General features: G+C 57.6%; 23 protein-coding genes, 1 other RNA gene and 1 pseudogene. 9 read left to right on the forward strand and 16 right to left on the reverse strand.

The window, feature by feature from the left end:
- Positions 1 to 46: 46 nt before the first annotated feature.
- The 10 genes and pseudogenes from AC2FIC_RS00660 to AC2FIC_RS00705 all read right to left on the reverse strand — a co-directional run.
- Positions 47 to 1,150 (reverse strand): DUF4147 domain-containing protein, encoded by a 1,104-nt coding sequence (locus tag AC2FIC_RS00660; RefSeq protein WP_496690967.1) that lies wholly within the window; start codon positions 1,148 to 1,150, stop codon positions 47 to 49.
- Complete coding sequence (gene dtd / locus AC2FIC_RS00665; RefSeq protein WP_142636709.1) at positions 1,150 to 1,587, reverse strand: D-aminoacyl-tRNA deacylase; 438 nt, start codon at positions 1,585 to 1,587, stop codon at positions 1,150 to 1,152. The genes AC2FIC_RS00660 and dtd overlap by 1 nt, the downstream gene beginning before the upstream one ends.
- Positions 1,588 to 1,607: 20 nt before the next feature.
- A complete protein-coding gene (locus AC2FIC_RS00670) occupies positions 1,608 to 2,276 on the reverse strand; it encodes a nitroreductase (RefSeq protein WP_496690966.1) in 669 nt (222 codons plus the stop codon).
- Positions 2,277 to 2,356: 80 nt separating this feature from the next.
- Positions 2,357 to 3,466 (reverse strand): TFIIB-type zinc finger domain-containing protein, encoded by a 1,110-nt coding sequence (locus AC2FIC_RS00675; RefSeq protein ID WP_496690965.1) that lies wholly within the window; start codon positions 3,464 to 3,466, stop codon positions 2,357 to 2,359.
- 18 nt (positions 3,467 to 3,484) lie between these two features.
- Positions 3,485 to 3,976 (reverse strand): cytochrome b, encoded by a 492-nt coding sequence (locus AC2FIC_RS00680; protein ID WP_496690964.1) that lies wholly within the window; start codon positions 3,974 to 3,976, stop codon positions 3,485 to 3,487.
- Between the two features lie 65 nt (positions 3,977 to 4,041).
- Positions 4,042 to 5,190 (reverse strand): SPFH domain-containing protein, encoded by a 1,149-nt coding sequence (locus AC2FIC_RS00685; protein WP_496789620.1) that lies wholly within the window; start codon positions 5,188 to 5,190, stop codon positions 4,042 to 4,044.
- Between the two features lie 22 nt (positions 5,191 to 5,212).
- Positions 5,213 to 6,217: a DUF2927 domain-containing protein gene (locus tag AC2FIC_RS00690; protein ID WP_496690962.1), complete on the reverse strand. Its 1,005-nt coding sequence runs from the start codon at positions 6,215 to 6,217 to the stop codon at positions 5,213 to 5,215.
- A complete protein-coding gene (locus AC2FIC_RS00695) occupies positions 6,186 to 7,376 on the reverse strand; it encodes a toxic anion resistance protein (protein WP_496690961.1) in 1,191 nt (396 codons plus the stop codon). The genes AC2FIC_RS00690 and AC2FIC_RS00695 overlap by 32 nt, the downstream gene beginning before the upstream one ends.
- 31 nt (positions 7,377 to 7,407) lie before the next feature.
- Positions 7,408 to 8,322 carry a 5-bromo-4-chloroindolyl phosphate hydrolysis family protein gene (locus AC2FIC_RS00700; RefSeq protein WP_496690960.1) on the reverse strand — a complete coding sequence of 305 codons (915 nt, stop codon included), beginning with the start codon at positions 8,320 to 8,322 and terminating at the stop codon, positions 7,408 to 7,410.
- 177 nt (positions 8,323 to 8,499) lie between these two features.
- A pseudogene (locus AC2FIC_RS00705) lies at positions 8,500 to 9,306 on the reverse strand (pseudouridine synthase); the annotation flags it as partial.
- Positions 9,307 to 9,367: 61 nt separating this feature from the next.
- Between AC2FIC_RS00705 and AC2FIC_RS00710 the strand changes: the two are divergent.
- The gene (locus AC2FIC_RS00710) at positions 9,368 to 9,823 is read left to right on the forward strand and encodes a nucleoside deaminase (RefSeq protein ID WP_271949381.1); all 456 of its coding nucleotides are present in this window, start codon (positions 9,368 to 9,370) and stop codon (positions 9,821 to 9,823) included.
- A gap of 25 nt (positions 9,824 to 9,848) precedes the next feature.
- Here AC2FIC_RS00710 and AC2FIC_RS00715 read toward each other — a convergent pair whose 3' ends face one another.
- Positions 9,849 to 10,826: a nuclear transport factor 2 family protein gene (locus AC2FIC_RS00715; protein ID WP_496690959.1), complete on the reverse strand. Its 978-nt coding sequence runs from the start codon at positions 10,824 to 10,826 to the stop codon at positions 9,849 to 9,851.
- A gap of 7 nt (positions 10,827 to 10,833) precedes the next feature.
- Positions 10,834 to 11,526 (reverse strand): metal-dependent hydrolase, encoded by a 693-nt coding sequence (locus AC2FIC_RS00720; RefSeq protein ID WP_496690958.1) that lies wholly within the window; start codon positions 11,524 to 11,526, stop codon positions 10,834 to 10,836.
- Positions 11,527 to 11,584: 58 nt separating this feature from the next.
- Between AC2FIC_RS00720 and AC2FIC_RS00725 the strand changes: the two genes are divergently transcribed.
- A complete protein-coding gene (locus tag AC2FIC_RS00725; RefSeq protein ID WP_496690957.1) occupies positions 11,585 to 12,241 on the forward strand; it encodes a ceramidase domain-containing protein in 657 nt (218 codons plus the stop codon).
- Here AC2FIC_RS00725 and AC2FIC_RS00730 read toward each other — a convergent pair.
- A complete protein-coding gene (locus AC2FIC_RS00730; protein ID WP_496677713.1) occupies positions 12,232 to 12,795 on the reverse strand; it encodes a DUF4202 domain-containing protein in 564 nt (187 codons plus the stop codon). The two genes, AC2FIC_RS00725 and AC2FIC_RS00730, sit on opposite strands and share 10 nt — an antisense overlap.
- A gap of 135 nt (positions 12,796 to 12,930) precedes the next feature.
- Positions 12,931 to 13,089, reverse strand: coding sequence for a hypothetical protein (locus AC2FIC_RS00735; protein WP_185956681.1), 159 nt, complete (start codon positions 13,087 to 13,089; stop codon positions 12,931 to 12,933).
- Between the two features lie 227 nt (positions 13,090 to 13,316).
- On the opposite strand from AC2FIC_RS00735, the gene gatC reads away from it, so the two are divergent.
- The 7 genes from gatC (at position 13,317) to AC2FIC_RS00770 (ending at position 18,121) form a co-directional block, all read left to right on the forward strand.
- Positions 13,317 to 13,604 (forward strand): Asp-tRNA(Asn)/Glu-tRNA(Gln) amidotransferase subunit GatC, encoded by a 288-nt coding sequence (gene gatC / locus AC2FIC_RS00740; protein ID WP_496690956.1) that lies wholly within the window; start codon positions 13,317 to 13,319, stop codon positions 13,602 to 13,604.
- Between the two features lie 3 nt (positions 13,605 to 13,607).
- Positions 13,608 to 15,095 carry an Asp-tRNA(Asn)/Glu-tRNA(Gln) amidotransferase subunit GatA gene (gatA, locus tag AC2FIC_RS00745; RefSeq protein ID WP_496690955.1) on the forward strand — a complete coding sequence of 496 codons (1,488 nt, stop codon included), beginning with the start codon at positions 13,608 to 13,610 and terminating at the stop codon, positions 15,093 to 15,095.
- 39 nt (positions 15,096 to 15,134) lie between these two features.
- A complete protein-coding gene (locus AC2FIC_RS00750) occupies positions 15,135 to 15,827 on the forward strand; it encodes a hypothetical protein (RefSeq protein WP_496690954.1) in 693 nt (230 codons plus the stop codon).
- Positions 15,778 to 16,533, forward strand: coding sequence for an N-acetylmuramoyl-L-alanine amidase (locus tag AC2FIC_RS00755; protein ID WP_496691043.1), 756 nt, complete (start codon positions 15,778 to 15,780; stop codon positions 16,531 to 16,533). Before AC2FIC_RS00750 ends, AC2FIC_RS00755 begins: the two co-directional genes overlap by 50 nt.
- A gap of 12 nt (positions 16,534 to 16,545) precedes the next feature.
- Positions 16,546 to 16,937, forward strand: an RNA gene (gene rnpB / locus AC2FIC_RS00760) — RNase P RNA component class A.
- 281 nt (positions 16,938 to 17,218) lie between these two features.
- Entirely contained in the window at positions 17,219 to 17,386 is a 168-nt protein-coding gene (rpmG, locus tag AC2FIC_RS00765; RefSeq protein ID WP_007799108.1) for a 50S ribosomal protein L33, read from the forward strand.
- A gap of 216 nt (positions 17,387 to 17,602) precedes the next feature.
- Positions 17,603 to 18,121, forward strand: a complete 519-nt coding sequence (locus AC2FIC_RS00770; RefSeq protein ID WP_142636739.1) for a hypothetical protein — start codon at positions 17,603 to 17,605, stop codon at positions 18,119 to 18,121.
- 157 nt (positions 18,122 to 18,278) lie between these two features.
- Here AC2FIC_RS00770 and AC2FIC_RS00775 read toward each other — a convergent pair whose 3' ends face one another.
- Positions 18,279 to 19,055: a Bax inhibitor-1/YccA family protein gene (locus AC2FIC_RS00775; protein WP_496690953.1), complete on the reverse strand. Its 777-nt coding sequence runs from the start codon at positions 19,053 to 19,055 to the stop codon at positions 18,279 to 18,281.
- 181 nt (positions 19,056 to 19,236) lie between these two features.
- Complete coding sequence (locus AC2FIC_RS00780) at positions 19,237 to 19,446, reverse strand: DUF1127 domain-containing protein (protein WP_496690952.1); 210 nt, start codon at positions 19,444 to 19,446, stop codon at positions 19,237 to 19,239.
- Positions 19,447 to 19,555: the final 109 nt, after the last annotated feature.

Raw genomic sequence — 19,555 nt, forward strand, 5'->3', positions numbered from 1 at the left:
CAGTCTCGGGGCCAAAAAGGTTTTGGTGCAGGTGAAAATCGTCAAATCAGCTTCGGATTGCGACAATAAGGTCCATTACGTTGGTACCGGTCGGTCCGGTGACGAAAAGAGCATTTACGCGTTCCAGATAGCTGCCGCTGTCAGCATCCCGCAGCGCCTTTTCCGCACCATCGCCCCAGGTGGTCCCGTCAACAATCGCCCCCGCGGCCTGGGTCGGCCCGTCGGTGCCGTCGGTGCCCCCGACAAGCAGCGTCAGCCCAGCAATACCCGCGATTTCTCTGGCCAACGCTAAAGCGAGGGCCTGATTGCGCCCACCCTTGCCTGGATTTCTGGGCAGCACGACAGTTGGCTCTCCACCGAAAACCATGACGCCTTCGGGCATATTGCGCAGCTGTGGCCCCAAACGGGCTGCTATGCTTTTCAGGTCATCGTGCAGGCATTCCTCATTCGCTAAAACGGGTGCGCCCTCGGCCATGGCCTGTCGGACGGCGGCAGCACGGGCATGCTTGTTCGATGCAACGATGCGAGCAACTCCCTGAAAATCGCGCGGCTCAGGAAGTGCGCCAATGCCCGATCCGATAACGTTCAGGTCATCGCCGGGCACATCGGAAATCGCCAGTACAGTCGCCTTCGCTCCTTTGAACTGGGCCAACAGGCCAGACCCTTTGATTTGGGACAGTTTGCGCCGTTCGGCGTTCATTTCAGAGATATTCAACCCTTCCGACAGCAGTTTTCGGTTCAACTGCTCCAGATTCGCCTGCGTTTTGCCAGCTACAAGGTCCTCGGCCAAAGACGAGGCCCCGCCCGAAGCCAGCAGCAGCAAATGCGAAGATGATCCCATCGACTGGACCATCTCACGCAGTGCGCGGCCCGCTTGCAGACTGCGGATATCAGGAACGGGATGAGAGGCCTCGATCACCCTGACATGGTCAGGCAGGGCGTCCCCGTGGCCATCCTTGGTGACAACCAAAGCGGGGAGGGGGCCGAAATGGTCCAGCGCTGCGCGGGTCATCGCCGCCGCAGCTTTGCCGACAGCTAAAATTTGGTCGGGCGCCTCGATATCATTCAGCGCCGTTAACGTCGCCGCATATCCACTAACCGCGTCAACTCCGGCCTGCCATATTCGGGTTGCCTTTTGCCTTTGCTCCATCAGCTTTCGACCCAGATCGTGACCGGGCCGTCATTGACCAGTTCGACGGCCATATCCGCCCCGAATTGACCGGTTTCGACAGGGACGCCAAGAACACTTAGCCGATGCGCGAAAACCTCATACAAGCGTTTTCCAACCTCTGGCGGTGCCGCTTCAGAAAACCCCGGGCGGTTCCCGCGCGAGGTATCAGCGGCAAGTGTGAACTGGCTGATTACTAGGGCCGAGCCGCCCATATCCAGAACCGACCTGTTCATCTTGCCGGCCTCATCCTTGAATATCCGCAGCTTTGAGACCTTGGCAGCAAGCTGTTCGGCCTTTTGGTCGTCATCCCCCTGCATCGCGCAAACCAGTATCAGCAGGCCCGGACCGGTTTGTCCGATCATTGCACCTCCTACCGAGACTTTTGCCAGCGAGACCCTCTGCAACAGCGCACGCATTTGGTTCCTCCATTTGATGGTCAGTCGACCCACTCGACAAACGCGTCGGGCGCGGCGCGACTGGTTCTAAACCCGTTGGCCGGGTGGTCTTTGTCTGCAAAGCCGAAAGAGATCGCACATAGGATCAGACGGTCATCCGGGATGTTGAAATATCGATGCAGAAAAGGGCCATAGCTGGCCACTGCGGCCTGCGGAATTGTCGCTATGCCCAGAGCCTGCGCCGCCAGGGTGAAGGCCGTAACAAAGCCACCACAATCCATGGCGCCATAAGCGCCGAGTTCCGTTGGGCTGGATATGATTGCACAATGGGGCGCTCCGAAAAGGGCGAAATTCTCCATCATCTGCCGGGTGGACCCGGCGCGATCTCCGCGTTCAACGCCAACGGCTTCGTAAAGGGCCCAGCCGCATTCACGGCGTCGTTCCTGGTAGATGCCCGAATAGGAGGCAGGAAAGGGCAGGTCCGGGGATGGCGTGTCCGCGATTACCTCATCCTGCAGTGCCTTCCGAAACTTATCGGTCTCTGGCCCGATGGTGATGGTCACGCTCCAGGGCTGCGCATTGCACCAGCTTGGAACGCGGGCTGCGCTGGTCAGGATCTGATTGATCTGATCCTTTGGCACCGGGTCAGAAAGGAAGGCGCGGCAGGAATGCCGTTGATCCAGTAGATTGTTCAGAGCGGATAGTGTCACACAGGCCTCCCCATCGGCGTTGACAGGGCGCAGGATGAGGTCAGACTGGCGGATGTTCAAGGGCTGATGCGGTCCGCGGGTCACTGCTGACCGGTTGCCACCATGTAACCAACACCGGCAGCTACCAAAAGGCCAAGGCACACGGCGACAGAGATCTTGAGCGCTGACCAGGGACGTTCCCCCTGAACGCGCCCGGTGCGGCCGTTTACTACAAACCTGTACGTCTGCCCCCGATATTTGTAGGCGGCCATCCAGATCGGCAGGAGGACATGCTTGAAGGTCACATCCCGCACATCGGTCTCAACCGCATGAACGCGCTGCCGATCGCCACCAATATCAAAGCGTACATCCCGTTCTATCACGCGGGACATATGTGTGCGGGCTTCGGTGTAGCCGTCATTCAATTCGACTGTATAGGCCTCGGCCCGAAAACCGGCGAGGTACTCAGGCTGATACGGTTCCAACGCGGGTAAATCCCAGGGTTCCAGCGCGTCGGTATACTTCTTGGGCAAAGACTGGGATGCCAAAACCAGAACGTCATCAAAGAACCGTGCGACCCGGCCCGATTTCGGGGACCATCTCACCTTGGCGACCCTTTGCTGTACACGCTTGCCATCGCGCATGACACTGCGTGTTTCATAGTAAACTATGCCGCGCTCGCCCCGATATGTGGATTTCGTATCCGCATCGAAGGTCCAGTATGGAACATAGATACCCTGCATCTTGCGCCCTTTGCGGGCATAATCCTTCAACCCGTTTGGGGCGAACCATAACCGTCCCAGCCAGTCTCCCATCGCTTTATGCGCCGTGCGCTCATCCAGCGCAAAAGGCAGCACACCGCGGGGTTTGATATGACGGCTGATGCCGGTATCGGTGACCACCGGGGTTGCGCAAAAGGGGCATTCGGCTGCATGCGTGGCCGGGTCGAATTCAACCTGAGCCGCGCAGTTGGGGCAGATCAGAACACGCGTTTCCTCGATCTCATCATCAGGCAGCTGATCCGAAAGCGCACTGTTGAAATCCAGCTCTTTCAGGCTGGCACCGCCCCACGGTCCGGCGCCAATTGCCTCTGAGTGACCGCAATGGTCACAGGTGAGCGTACCATCACCGGGATTGAACCGATAATCCGCCCCGCATTGATCGCAGGGAAAGCGGTGTCCGTCTACAATGTTAGGGTCGGTAGGGGCCATTGAAGCCTCGAATTTGCGTTATCGGCCAGAGGACAGGCGCATCCGGTTCAGCACCCCGTCCCGTTTGATGAAATGATGCCAGATGGCAAAGGCAGCGTGACCTAATGCGACGAACAACAGGGCATTGCCCACGGTTTCGTGGACCTCACCAGCAACATGGATTCCCCCGAACCAGGCCAACATGCCGAAGATTGGCACCGCGACCATCAGCGCATACAGCAACAGATGTCCCAGTTTCGCAGCGGTCGCCAACAGGGCCGAGCTTTCCTCGACAGGGGCAGGCGCGCCCTGTCGCCACCGAAGAAGAATGCGGACCAGGATCAGTGCAAAGACGATGCAGCCAAGCCAGACATGAGGGGTGGCCCCTTCTGTCCCGACCGTGTTGCCCTCGAGCCGGGCGTGCAGGGCCCGTCCCATGCCATCGCTGCTGATCCATTCGCCGATGATGATCACAGCGATCAGCCAGTGCAATACGATTTGGGGCTTTGAGTAGCGGTCCAAAGTAGACATTCGTTTGCTCTTCCAGAAAGGTTGCGGATACGCGTTAAACGTTGCTGCCTAAGCTTTCCGTCACTTCAGGCTCCGGGCGGGGGCGGCGGCAAGATCGTGAACAACTGCGCCAGTTCCTGTACCTCACCCGCCTTTTTCCAGCCGTCCTGACCCGCGGTCCAGACATGGGTGTCACGGGTGATCTCTCCCTCTGTCGCCATGCGGCCCATCTTGGCCTTGGAAAATGGCCCGCTGGTTTGCCCGTCAACGGCGATATGCCAGACGTGTTCCACTGGCGGTGGCGGCGGAGGCGCCGCATGCGCCGCAGGTTGCTGGGCAGCGGGGGCGGAACCGCCCCACGGACCGCTCGGCTGACCCGCTGCCATGTTCGACATCTGCTGTGCCATGGCCATGCCCATTCCCATGCCAAGGCCAGCGCCCATGCCACCGCCCTGACCGGGATTGTTGGCCGCGGCTGTCATCGCCTCAGCGGCTGAATACTGGGTGAATTTACCCAGATCACCAGCCAGCCCCATCGATGTCCGCTTGTCCAGCGCCGCTTCAACTGCGGGTGGCAGTGAGATGTTCTCGATATAAAATTCAGGCATCTCCAGCCCGTACCCGTCCAAGACCGGGGTCACTTCTGCCGCGATCAACTTGCCCAGATCGGCGGTATTGGCGGCCATGTCCAGAACTGGAATGCCTGATCCTGCGATGACCCGGCTGAATTCCTGAACGATGATGTTGCGCACCTGAAAGCTGATCTCATCCATCGTGAACTCACCATCGGTGCCGACGATTTCGATCATGAATTTTGCTGGGTCTTTGACCCGGGTTGTATAAGTACCGAAAGCGCGAATGCGGGTCGGTCCGAATTCCGGATCGCGCAGCATGATCGGATTCTTGGTGCCCCATTTCAGGTCATTGAAGCGAGTCGTGTTGACGAAATAAATCTCGGATTTGAACGGAGACTGAAAGCCATGGTCCCAATGCTGCAGTGTCGTCAGGATCGGCATATTGTTGGTCTCAAGCATATAGAGACCGGGAGTGAAAACATCCGCCAGCTGCCCCTCATGCACGAAAACGGCCGCCTGGCCTTCGCGCACGGTCAGTTTGGCACCGTATTTGATCGCATGGCCCTCGCGTTCGAACCGCCAGACCATCGTATCGCGGGTGTCGTCGACCCAGTGGATGACGTCGATGAACTCGCCGGTCAGAAAATCGAAAATACCCATTTGGGGTCTCCTTATCTTGGGCTCACAGCTGCTGGCCCATCAGTTCGCGCGCAATGATCCGCACCACGGGACGCGCGTCTTCGACAGCCACGCCAGGCTCAAGACGCGGGTCATAGAGCATTGTCAGTAATTTCTCGTCATGGCTGGTCAGCAGCGCAAATTCATCGTCATCATTAAAGATGGATGGTCGCGCAGCGTTGCTGTCATTGGAGAGTCCCAGCCCCTGCGCCATTTCTTCGTGGATGCAACTGCGCCGCAGCATATCAGGCAATTCAGCACGGATCAGCACCACCGCTCGAACAAACCGGTGCAGGGACCGGTTGGTCGGAGACGCGATGACAAAACAGTCAATATTTGAACGCGGGTTTGCAACCAGGTCAAGCAAAGGCTGATCGATACCGGGCACAAGCTGTTTCAGGCGGGAGACCACGTATGCACTGTCATCCTTTCCCGCGAAAAAGACATGGAAATTTGCCTTGCGGGTAACGACAGACATCGGATGGCCGGTCACTTTGGACAGCCGCGCGGTAAAGATCTCGACCTGTTCGGCATCCTTTGCCCGCATTTCGGGGGACACAGACGGGGCGAATTCTGTTTGAACACGGATGGGGGCGGACCATCGGCTAAGCTGGCCCTCGGTCGAGTATGTGGTCGCGGTGACGGCGTGATCTGGATACTCGTTGAAAAAGGCAATCGTCTCGAAATTGCGCTCCAGATCGCTGGCATCATAGGGTGTGTCCGGCCCGCCGCCATCGCTGCGCAGCATACCACGCGTTAGCAGGTCACGTTCTACCCGCTGATAGAACCGCGCCAGATCCTGACTGGCCGCAGATGGAGGTACATAGGCATTAGGGGCAGGCGCTGGGGGGACTACGGGGCGCGGTTGAGTGGCAACCGAAGACGTCAGGGCCTCGTCGCAGTTGGCCAACGCCAGCAATGCGACCAGACCCAATACGGGCTTCAGATATCCCAGTGACCGCACCTTCAATCCACCATTAGCCCGGAACAGCTGTTCCGGCGTTGTCACCGATACCGTCCTTGCGCGCTTTGGCTGCGGCCAAAGTGTCGCGCAGTTCGGTTTCCATCTTCTGCAGCTCTTGCTCGGCAGCGGCGCGTTTGGCCTTGCCTTCATCCGCAATCTCCAGGCTTTCATTGATGGTTCCGATCAGATCGGCATTGGCCTGTTTTACGGCCTCGATATCAAAGACACCGCGCTCCATTTCCTGACGGATCACCTTGTTCGACTCGCGCAGGTTGGCGGCATTCGCGGTCAGAAGGTCGTTGGTTAGGTCATTCGCATCGCGCACGGCGGCGGCGGCCTCGGCGCTGCGCTGAATGGTGACGGCTTGTGCCAGCTGGGTTTCCCAGAGCGGTACGGTGTTCACTAGGGTCGAGTTGATCTTGGTCACCAGGGATTTGTCATTTTCCTGAACCAGACGGATCGAGGGCAGCGACTGCATGGTGACCTGTCGCGTCAGCTTCAGATCATGCACCCGGCGTTCCAGATCATCGCGCGCAGCACGCAAATCGCGCAGCTCCTGCGCTTTCATCACCTGATCCTCTTCGGGCGCGGCCTGAACCTCTGCCTCTTTCTGAGGAATGTCCCGGCTGTCCAGTTCGTTCAATTTCTCTTCGCCGGCCGCGATGTAAAGCGCCAGCTCATCATAAAAGCCCAAGGTTTTTTCATACAGGATGTCCAGGGACTTGATGTCCTTCAACAGCGTATGTTCATGCGAAAGCAAGTCATCCGTGATCCGGTCGATCTGGCCTTGAACCTGTTCGTATTGGGCGGTGAACTTGGCGAACGGGGCGGCCTTGCCCAGCAGTTTTTCCCACCAGCTACGCTCGCGCCGCACGTCGAGTTCGCTGACCGAGAATCCACGGATCGTGGTCACGATATTACGCAGGCTGTCACCTGCCGGACCGACATCCTTGTTGCGGACATCCGCCAGCATCGCCTGGCTGATTTCCTGCAACTCGGCCTGCGCACCCGAGCCGAAGGACACGATGGAATTCGTGTTCCCCATGTCGATCTCGCCCATGCGTTTACGAATTTCAGCACCTACAGGCTCGTCGGCCTCTTTAAGAAGGACAATTTCCGCCGTGGGGTCAGGCAGGGCGACGGCGGTCACTTCCTGTACCAGCGTTTCGGCTTCGACTGCCTTGTTCTTTACTTCCTCGGACATGGGGTAATCCTCTCTGTATACTTCGGGCCGGTCAGTCCAACCGAACGCCTTCGCGCTGCAACCGTTCGCGCAGCACGTCAATTTCAACCGTCAGATCGCTGCGGTCATCCAATAGCATCTTACGGGTCCTGGCAGAGAAATTCTGTTCCAGGTCATCCAGAAGAGACGAGTAATTCTGCAGCGACTGTGCATCACGTGTTCTGGCATAAACATCCGAGAACTTTACCGTCGCGTCACGGGCACCCTGCAGATAGACGGTCAGGTATTTTCTTGCTCCGGCCAGATCGCGCGGGTCTTCTTCGACGGTGCGAAACAAATCGCGGGCAGTTTCCTGAAATCGCTCGACCCGCGCTTCGATCCGGCGGTCCCCAGCACGTTTGATGGCGTCGGTCATTTCGGTCAGATGCACCTCAGCGTCTTCGACTACCCGTGCGACACGGTCCTGCTGAAAGGTATCGATGCCTTCCATGCCTTTGTCTGACATAGGGTCCAGGCCGAAGGAAACGGAATGCAACACAGCAGCGGCGGTGCCGAATAAAACTGGGGCGATGAGGCTGGCGTCAGACACGGTTGCCGCATCGAGAAACTCGGATCGGTATGAGGCCAACCCGGCGCCAAGGCCGGTCAGAACGCTGGAAAATATCTTGCGGGGAATTGCCGGGCGCCGTGCGGTGCGCCGCGCGTTATAGGCCGCTTCGGCCCGCAACCCTTCGCGCAGCAGAAAGGCCGCCCCGGTCAGCAAACCAGCGGCAACAAGTCCAATGGTCATCCCGATCGCACCGTCGTTCAGCGACAGAAACACCAATGGAACAGCCGGGATAAACAGGATATTAGCCCGTGCTCCAGCTGGTTCTACGCGCGCGCCATCAAACTGACCGCGCGCCGGTTGATCTGTCGACGAATCTGAGTCGTGTGGGCTGTATTTGCCGCCAAAGCGTTTGGCCATGTGCTTACAGCCCTCCCAGTAACCCGGTGCAGACGCCGAACAACAGAACCAATAAGGCCACGTAAGCCAGTTTTTGTACTCCGGACCCGGACATGATGCTCCCTGAGTTTCTCTTTGCGGAAAACTTAGGGGATGCGCGGCCCCGGCGCTAGGGGGAAGGTTACCTAACCCTTATCATTTGCGAGATTTCTTGCCGATCGGAGGCCGTTTGCGCTGTGGTCGTGCAGGGCGTTTGGCCGGAGCCTCGGGCTCAGCCTCAAGACCAAGCTGATCACGCATGACCCGGCGGCGAATTTCCTCGACCTCTCCGGGTTTCAGTTTGCCCAACTGAAACGGGCCGTACGAGACGCGCAGCAACCGGTTCACGGCAAAGCCGATATCCTCGATCGCGCGGCGGATTTCGCGATTTTTACCTTCGCGCAGGCCAATGGTCAGCCAGGCGTTTGCACCCTGTTGCCGATCGAGTGTTACTTCCATCGGTTGGAACCGTTCACCCTCGATCACCAGCCCCTTTCGGAGCGGCGCGAAATCCTCGTCTTTTGGACGCCCGTTTACACGGACGCGGTATCTGCGCAGCCATCCGGTGGCTGGCAGTTCCAGCTTGCGCTTGATGCCGCCATCATTTGTCAGCAACAGCAACCCTTCCGAGTTCAGGTCAAGCCGCCCGACGCTCATGACGCGGGGCATGTCCTCGGGCAACTTGTCGAAGATCGTCGCGCGGCCTTTTTCGTCCTTCGTCGTCGTAACCAGACCGGGTGGCTTGTGGTACAGCCAAAGACGTGACGGTTCCGGCTCGGACACCGGCTTGCCGTCGACGGTGATCTTGTCTTTGGCGGTAACGTTCAGCGCGGGGCTGTCGATGGTCTTGCCGTTCACAACCACACGACCTGCTTCGATCATGCGTTCCGCTTCCCGGCGCGAGGCGACGCCAGCGCGGGCAAGGACTTTGGCGATCCGGTCGCCTGGAGGAGGGGTATTAGTCATTTGCAGCCCATAGCGCATCCCGCCGCCTTGCGAAAGGCAGGTTTCTGATGCAGTCAGAGGCATGGAGTTCAGATCGTACATGGATATCGCGCTTGAGCAGGCGCGCGAAGCCGGTGAACGCGGCGAAGTTCCGGTAGGGGCTGCTATCGTGCTGGGCGACCGGGTTGTCGCCGTGGCAGGCAATCAGACACGCGAGTTGAACGACCCAACCGCACATGCCGAGATACTGGCCCTGCGCGCCGCCTGTGCTGCGACCGGATCGGAACGCCTGATTGACCACGACATCTATGTCACACTGGAACCCTGCGCGATGTGCGCCGCGGCTTTGGCCGCCGCTCGTGTTCGGCGGATCTATTACGGGGCCTCTGATCCCAAATCGGGTGGGGTAGCTCACGGGGCGCGTGTGTTTTCCCATCCACAGTCGCACCATAAACCCGAAGTGTTTGACGGTATTGCCGCCAAGGATTGCGAAGCCCTGCTGCGCGAATTCTTCACCAAAAAGAGGGCCAGTAAATAATCTGGGTTGGGACCGGCCTGCGGTGCTAGGGTTCGGCCCAGTCCACGCGATAGACCGTCTGTGGCCCACCGAACCCCTTTAGTTGAGCCGAAATCGGAGCGCTGAACTGCAGCCCGGCGGTCGCGCCCAGCAGCAATCGGGTAACGTCGGTGACAAGAATTTCATTCGCGCCACAAAGGCCAGTCACCCGTGCGGCCTTATTGACCACCGATCCAAAGAAATCCTCGTCCCGCTGAATGACATCGCCGGTATGAATGCCAACCCGAAGACCCAAGGGTATATCCGACTGTAGGGCCGCATTTTCCCTCTGGAATTCGGTCGCCGCTTGGATCGCGTCGTGGACAGAGGAGAAGATCGACATCGTGCCATCCCCAAGTGATTTGACCAGTCGGCCGCCATGGGTGTGAATCAGATTTTCAGCCAGATCGAAATGGCTGGATATGAGCGCGGTCCATTTGTGATCTCCGACCTGACGCGTGATTTCAGAAGAACCTGCGATATCAGTAAACATGACCGATGCCGCGCCCTCTTGTTGATCCTGAGTGAATTCCTGCCGAGCTGCCGCGATCAATGCGTTCAGCGCTTCATGCTCGATCCCGATTTTCTCCATGTTCGAAGTCGGGTTGGAGACATGCATCTGGATCATCTTCCAGACACCGTTTTCCAGATGCAATACAAAGGTGAACCTATGGAGCGCGGCTTTGTCGTTTGATGTGAATGCAAGTGTTGCTTCGCAATGGGCCCATCCTATGTCACCGCATTCAAACGCCTCGAGCGAATGTTCGTCCCAGCTGAAATCCGGAATTTCGCGGGTGTGGTCGGCAAAGCCCTGGCGGAACACCTGTCCGGACCAGCTTTCGCCATCTGCCGACCCCTGATACCGCAGATGTTCAGATGACGAGAGCAGGTTCATCAGCGCGGCGCGATCCTTGAGGCGAACCGCATCATTCCAGCGCCGTATGACGGCGACCAGTTCTGGAGAGGGTGTTACCGCGTTACTCATCAAGCGGCTACAGCTTGATGGCTTGCATCAGCTGCGGTTCGATCACCTCGACACCCGGCAAACCGTCCGCCAGCACCTGCGCGGATTGTTCCAGAATCGGGAAGGTCTTGTAATGGCAGGGAATCACGGTTTTGAAATTGAAATAGCGCTTTGCAGCATAGGCGGCGCCTCTCATGTCCATGGTAAAGTGGCCCCCTGCGGACAGGATACCAATATCGGGATTATAGTAATCCCCCATCCAGCCCATATCGGCCATGATATCGGTGTCGCCCGAAACATAGAGCATGTGCCCCTCGGATGAGATCATGAAACCGACCTCGCTGCCGCCGGTGCGCAGCCCGTCTGGGGTCGAAAATGTCGAGCTGTGCGAGGCGGGTACCATCGAGACCATAACGCCGTTCAGGTTGACCGTGCCGCCTTTGTTGAAGCCGACTGTTTCCAGACCTTCAGCTTCGCTCCAGTACCCCATCAGGTCATACTGACCGACCACGGGGACGTTCAGATGTTTGGCCAATGAGACAATGTCAACGACATGATCGAAATGCGTGTGTGTCAGCAGGATATGTGTCGCGCCTTCCAAAGCAGCGTCATGCTGATCTTCAGGCAAAACGGGGTTGCCGGTCAGCCAAGGGTCGATCAGCAGAACCTGTCCTGCTGTTTCAATGCGAAAGCTGCCATGCCCAAGCCAGATGATATTCATGAAAAGCACTCCCAAATGAACTGTTGGCAGCAGACTAGCATCGGGTATGTAAAATTTCATGGATTGGTTTCGGGAAATTGACAGCTATTGTGAGCGTTTATCGCCTGCCTATTGGGCAGAGCCGATAAATGCGGTTACGAATACCGCCTTTTTGATTGCGGCTTTCATTATGTGGCGGCGGGTGCGCGGGCCGGGGATGCCATTGGCAAAAATGCTTGTGGTTATCCTGGTCGGCATCGGAATTGGCAGTTATTTGTTTCACACCCATGCACAGGTCTGGTCCGCGTTGGCGGATGCTGCACCCATCCTGCTTTTTATTCTGACCTATATTTTTGCAATGAATCGCGACGTCTGGCAGTTGCGGCCGCTTTACGCGGGGATCGGCGCGGCCCTGTTTGTGCCATATGCCGCTTTGACGATTCCGGTGTTCCAACTGATTCCGGGTCTGGGCGGATCGGCCGCCTATGCTCCGGTGCCGCTATTGATCCTGATTTACGCAATCCTGTTGTCGAAACGCCGGCCTGATACCGCCCGCGGGCTGGCGACCGGCGCAGTGATCCTGATCGTGTCGATTACCTTTCGCGCTTTGGATGCACCGATTTGCACGCAGTTCCCGACTGGTACGCATTTTCTGTGGCACATCCTGAACGCCACGATGTTGGGCTGGATGATCGAAGTCTACCGCAGGCACCTAAGCCGTGCGTCTCAGGCCTGAAACGCAGCAGCCAGTTCTGCGGGCAGGTCAAATTCGGCCAGAACCCTGGTGCGTGCATCGGATGACATCTTACGCGCGGTTTTCTCGACTATGCTGAGGATTTTTTCCTGCGAGTGCTTTTCGGCGAAGGGAGCGAAATACCATTTGAGGAACACAAAACAGGCCACATCTTCCAGTGCCTGCACCTCGATGTCACGTTTGATACCCTGCTTGCGCACCATGCGTCCGGCGTCTTGGATTTCGTTTTCTTCAAATCCGCACTGCTTCATCAAGGTCATGACGGTTTGCGCATGGTGTTCGCCCTGCGCCTTGCGCCAAGCCAGATACCCTGCGCGCCCTTCGGGATATTCACTTCGGGCCAGCTTCCAGCGTTCAACATGTTGCCCGCGTGCGGCGATCTCAAGCGAGTTCGATGCATCGGGAAAAAGCCTGGCCAGTTCAGCGCTCATGCGTTGTCCGTAAAGCAACGCTGCGGGTTGGCCGTTCTCTAAGGTTGGATCTTGGGTGTTGGCTGCGTCGATTGCGTCCAGGACTGCCTGTTTTCGCGCGCTCATTCTATGCTCCGTGGCCTTGCCGGAAATCCGGCGGTGTGTTCGGACGCATCGTAGCGAGTCGGCAAATCAAACGCAGCAGTCAAATGCGAAATTCCGGGTCGGAGAGGGGGATCCGACCCGGACGAAGTTGTGGCGTCAGTTACCCAGCTTCGTTTTGTCCTGTGTAACTGGTTCGGAAACCTGATCGGGGAAAGACAGGTCGCGGGTTAGCGAACCCATGGTGGGTCCGAATGCCTGAGCTTGCGTAGCAAGAACAGTAGTGGCCAACACAAATGCGGTCATGAGCGTTTTCATCATCTTACTCCAGTTAGTGGCTGTGCCATGCTGTAAGAAGTGAACGGCGCAGTTCACTTTTTCAAGGCGAATTCTGAACTAATTGGTTTACTTTTGTGCATAGGCGCTATGCAATTTTGTATGGCTAAGCCACCTCCTTGCATAGAAGGGGCAGAACAACCGCCTGCTACCCTTGCGACCGAGGCATCAGACAGGTAAATGCCCCCTGACGCATATGAGGTTTTCCGATGTCGATTGACCAAAGCACCGCCGCAAAGGTGGCCAAACTGGCCCGGATCAAGGTCGAGGATGACGCGCTGCCTGCGCTGGCATCCGAGTTCAACACCATTCTTGGGTTCATCGAACAGTTGAATGAAGTGGATGTCGACGGTGTCGAGCCGATGGTTTCGGTCGAACCGATGCGCCTGAAGCGCCGCGAGGATATGGTCACCGACGGCAACCAGCAGGACAAGGTTCTGGCCAATGCCCCCGACGCACGCGAAGGTTTTTTCGCAGTCCCCAAAGTGGTGGAGTAAGACATGAGTGATCTGAACAAACTGGGCCTGGCCGAAGCCCGCGACGCGCTGCGTGCCGGTGATGTCACCTCGGTCGAGCTGACCGAAGCCTGCTTGACCGCCATTGATGCAGCCGATGCGCTGAACGCTTTTGTTCATAAAACCCCCGAGATCGCGATAGAACGTGCCAAGGCAGCGGACGCGCGCATCAAAGCGGGTGATGCGCCGTCGATGTGTGGTCTGCCAATCGGCATCAAGGATCTATTCTGCACCAAGGGCGTGCCCTCGCAGGCAGCCTCAAAGATTCTGGAAGGCTTCAAGCCGGAATATGAATCCACCGTTTCGCAGCAACTGGCCGACGCCGGTGCCGTGATGCTGGGCAAGCTGAACATGGATGAATTCGCCATGGGCTCGTCAAACGAAACTTCGGTCTATGGCAATGCGGTCAGCCCGTGGCGCCGTGGCAATGATGACGCGCAGCTGACACCGGGTGGCTCATCCGGCGGGTCCGCCTCGGCCGTGTCGGCTGATCTGTGTCTGGCCGCAACCGGGACCGATACCGGTGGCTCGATCCGTCAGCCTGCGGCCTTTGTCGGCATTACCGGCATCAAGCCAACCTATGGCCGGTGTTCGCGCTGGGGCATCGTGGCCTTTGCATCCTCGCTGGATCAGGCCGGGCCGATGACCAAGAATGTCCGCGACGCGGCGATCATGCTGGAAACCATGTGCGGTCACGACCCCAAGGATTCCACCAGCGCCGAACTGGCCGTCCCGAATTTCGAGGCCATGCTGACCGGCGACATCAAGGGCAAGAAGATCGGTATCCCCAAGGAATACCGGATGGACGGCATGCCCGCCGAGATCGAAAAACTCTGGGCAGGTGGCGCCGCGATGCTGAAAGACGCAGGGGCCGAGATCGTCGACATCTCGCTGCCGCATACCAAATACGCGCTGCCCGCCTATTACGTGATTGCGCCTGCCGAGGCGTCTTCGAACCTGGCGCGCTATGATGGTGTCCGCTATGGCCGCCGCGCGCAGTTGGGGCAGGGCGACGGCATCACAGAGATGTACGAGAAAACCCGCGCCGAGGGCTTTGGTCACGAGGTGCAGCGCCGTGTGATGGTCGGGACATATGTTCTGTCGGCAGGTTTCTATGACGCCTATTACAACCGCGCCCGCAAGGTCCGCACGTTGATCAAGAAAGATTTCGAGGACGTTTTCGCCGCCGGTGTTGACGCCATCCTGACCCCGGCCACGCCTTCGGCGTCGTTCGGTCTGGGTGAAATGACCGAGGCGGATCCGGTTCAGATGTATCTGAACGACGTCTTTACCGTGACGGTTAACCTTGCTGGTTTGCCAGGTATTTCGGTTCCTGCAGGTCTTGATTCTCAGGGTTTGCCGCTTGGTCTGCAGCTGATTGGCCGTCCATGGGACGAAGGCGATTTGCTGAACACGGCCTATGCGCTGGAAAGCGCTGCGGGCTTTGTGGCCAAGCCGGGGAAATGGTGGTAATCCTCTGATCAACAAGACAACGTAGAACGGAGCAGCTGGATGCGCTTTTCGATTCTGATCCCCGCAATCGGGTTGATGGCCGCCTGTAACACGGTGGCTCCGGTTCAGGGTACAGGGTTCAACACCCCGACTTATCAGGCGCAAAGAGAAGCTGAGCTGGCAGGGCAGGGCGGCACTGGAAGCCCTCTGCCGGAACCCTATGAGGTCTCGCAGCAACCCTTGGGCTCGTCCACATCGGGCGCGGATGGCGCTGACCTGGCCACGGCCACTGCTGCAGCGCTTGCAAGCACCTCGACGCAGGCGACCGCCACTTCAGCATCGGTGCCGACTGCCAGCAACAGCGGCATCTCTGACGAACAGGATTTTGCTGCGGTTTCTGAACGTCGTAGTATCGAAACCGATGCTGCTCGAATCGAACAGAACAGCCAAACCTATGAGGTTGTCTCCCCAACCGCGGTTCCGCAACGCGGAGCGGATGGTCAGCCAAACATCGTCCAATACGCGCTGAGCACATCCAATCCGGTCGGTGCCCAGCTCTACAGCCGTGCGGGGTTCAACCTGCAGGCCAAGGCACAGCGGAATTGCGCGAAATTCCCATCGGCGGACCAGGCGCAGATCGAGTTCCTGTCAAATGGCGGTCCCCAGAAGGACCGCAAGGGGCTTGACCCTGATGGCGACGGATATGCTTGCGGCTGGGATCCCAGCCCGTTCCGCAGTGCCGTCAACAACTGATCCTCAGCCCATCTGGCACCCATCCCCCAATTTCGGAGATCGCCGGGATGGGCTGACGCCGTCTTTGGTGGTTCTCCACTACACCGCAATGAACAGTGCACAGGCTGCGCTGGATCGCTTGTGTGACCCGGCTTTCGAAGTCTCTGCGCATTACCTGATCGGTTCCGATGGCACGCTTTGGCAAATGGTGCGCGAAGAGGACCGGGCCTGGCACGCCGGAGCAGGGGAGTGGCGCGGGCGAACCGATATCAATTCGCGTTCGATTGGGATAGAGCTGGATAACTCAGGGCTGGTTCCGTTTTCGGAGCCGCAAATGGCTGCTTTGGAGAACTTGTTATCGGATATTCAAGACCGTCTGGGAATCCAACCATGGAATGTTATCGGCCATTCGGATTTGGCCCCCCAGCGAAAACTTGATCCTGGTTCCAAGTTCGATTGGGATCGCCTTGCGCATCTTGGGTTGGCCGTAGGGCCTACTGTCCTCAAGGGTATTTGCCTGGATCAAATGCCTCCAGATGAGAAACACTTCGCATTTATTGCGATGAGAGTAGGCTATCCAGAGGCCAGCACCGAGGATTTACTGAAAGCGTTCAGAAGCCGGTTTTCTCCGGTGCGGCGCGGCCCGCTTTCCAAGGAGGATATGGGTGATATCGAAAGATTGGCAGGGTTCATGGAACATCTTGACGGTATCCGAGCGGAAGTTTAGTCGGGTCTTTGCGCGGAGGGCCGGATGGCTGCTGGGGCGTAAGCCCGAGAGGAAAGTCCGGACTCCACAAGACAACGGTGCCGGGTAACGCCCGGGCGGGGCAACCCGACGGAAAGCGCCACAGAAATCAGACCGCCATGCGTGCATGGTAAGGGTGAAACGGTGGGGTAAGAGCCCACCGCGCCTCTGGCAACAGGGGTGGCACGGCAAGCCCCACCGGGAGCAATGCCAAATAGGGTCCCCACGCGGGCAGGTCGGCGTCCGCCGATACCGCCGCTAAGTGCGTCTTGGCCGAGAGGGACCGGGTTGGCAGCTTGAGCCGTGCAGCAATGCACGGCCTAGAGGAATGGTCATCGAAGGGGGCAACCCTGGAACAAGATCCGGCTTACAGGCCCTCCGCGCGTTAATATTGCTAAGACGAATCGCGTTGTTCCGCAGCTGGGTCACGGCTGGAGTCATCCTTTGATACAGGTCTTGCTGTGGCTGCTGAGCTGGCATCCCTTGTGGCCGAAATGGCCGCGTTAAGGTCTGCGATAAGCTGGGTGCAGGGACGATCTTGTGTTTTGATGAAATCTGCGCCGATCTACCCGAATTCAGGTTGACTCGGCTGCATGACCGGGTAAAAGCGCACGCTCATAGGAATTCAACCGAAAGGCCCCTGCCTTTTCGGACGCAGGAGATAACCATGGCGAAGCCGACGACAATCAAGATCCGTCTGAACTCGACCGCGGGCACGGGCCACTTCTATGTGACCAAAAAGAACGCGCGCACCATGACCGAGAAAATGACCGTTCGTAAATACGACCCGGTCGTTCGGAAGCATGTCGAGTACAAGGAAGGCAAGATCAAGTAATCTGCCGTCCAGCTTGGACAGAATGACAAGGGTCCTGTTTCGACAGGGCCTTTTTCGATTGCGCGACGATGTTTCATACCTGAATCTATCGGCTCAAGGCAGCCGGAGCGCGCTTGGAGGCCGTTGCAGCGAAGCATCAGCAGCCGAGGCATTCGTTTGCCCGCTGGGTTGCTTTTTGGAATGTATTGCAACTACGCTTGAGCTAACCGTTCCAAAATGTTGGCCGTCATGAAAAAAATCTTGTTATCCACAGCAACTATTCTGGCTCTCGCAGCCTGTGAAGACCCCTATAACCGCGAGGGTGTTGGCTTTACGGGCATTGATGGTGAGCCGCGGAGCATCAGCGAAGTGCCGGGTGCGGCGGCGTTTGTTCCAGAGTCCACCAATGTTCCGGCAGAGTTGGCAGAGCTGCCCCCGGTCAGAGTTTCAACGGACGAGACCGATCCGGGTAAAATTGCACGTGTTGCAATAGAAAATGGCGCGCGCAGCGATACCAGCGCAGTAGTCGTTTCCGGCTCAGATACAAACCTGTTCCTGAGCACTGTTGAAGTGAACGGAACGCTTTTCGGCGTCGTGCGTACCGAAAATAGCCGCACCAGGGTTCCAAATACGATTGGTGCAAACTTTGGTACTGGCGCTGAACAATTCACTGGCTGCTTGCCTGTCGGCGACGTTTATCGCAAAGGTTCAGAAAAGCGCAGTTCCGGATTTGCTGTTCAGTTGAACTGCAGTTAAATTCATATTACTGTGGAATTGAAGGGCCTCTCATCGTCAGGATGAGAGGCCTTTTTTGTTGCGGCATTTGAGCCTAAAGCCAGTGCGCTAACCAGAAAGAACAAAGGCGGACCAATCGGCCCGCCTTTGACATTTTCAAAATGGTTGGTGGTCCGGACTATTCACGGCTTCCAAACAACTGCAGCAGGAACATGAACATGTTGATAAAGTCCAGATACAGGCTCAGCGCGCCCATGATGGCTGCTTTGCCCAGCCATTCCTGATCGCCGGTATGTGCCATCTGCAAGTAGGTGGTTTTGATCTTCTGGGTGTCATAGGCGGTCAGACCGGCGAAGATCAGAACACCCAGAACCGAAATCGCGAACGTCATTGCAGACGAGGCCAGGAAGATGTTCACGACCGAGGCAACGATCAGCCCGATCACACCCATGATCAGGAAGGTGCCCATTGCGGACAGGTCTTTCTTGGTCGTGTAGCCGTACAGGGAAAGCCCCGCGAAAGCGATTGAGGTGATCAGGAAGACCTGAATGATCGACTCGCCGGTGAAGACCAGGAATATCCAGCTGATCGAAACGCCCATGACTGCGGCAAACAGGTAGAACACTGTTTGTGCCGTTGCAGCCGACAGGCGGTTGATGCTGGCGCTGAAGCCAAAGACAAAGGCCAGCGGGGCAAACATGATGACCCAGCGCAACGGCGAGGCGAACAGCGAATACCCAAGCGACGTCAGATATTTGTCAGAGCTCAGCTGTGCCGCAGCCGCCGAAGGGTCGGTTGTGGTCGCTAGGCCAGCTATGGCCCAGGCCGCTGCAAATGTAATCAGCATGCCCACGGACATTGTGCCGTAGACTTTGTTCATATGGGCGCGCAGGCCCTCGTCAATCTGGGCAGCGCGCGTACCGGTCGCCGTCCGGATCGTGTCAAATTGTGCCATTAAAAGGTCTCCCTCCACATATTCTTTTTGCGTCCTGATGTCAGGCCGCGCTCCTCGCAAATATCGGCAAGTGCGGGCTGTGTTTCAAGGGTTTAACGCGGGAAACAGGCTAAAACACGCAACAAAAATGGCGGCTTCGAGGTGTCAGCCGCCATTCAGTGGTAAAAGTAGTGGATTAGGTTCATTTTTGCCAGAATTCCGGAGCATCCCATATGCGGCGTTTTGCTTCGGCTTCGGCCTCTTCACGGGAAATACCGATATCGAGAAGGGCGCGGTCGTCCAATCTGGCGAGCTGACAGCGTTGGCGCCGTAGCGATAGTGCATCCAGAACAGAAGTGAGCTTAAAGCGCTGCCGTGGTTTGCAATATGTTGAAGCTGTGATTTGCGTCATAGCCTTGTCCTTTCGGTTTTGCTGATGTGTTGTGCCTATTGCATCAACTTCCTTGATTTATATGGAGGGCTGTGACACATTTTGAAAATGAATATTATTGAACACATCC

Source organism: Ruegeria sp. CDSC079, from assembly GCF_059610505.1.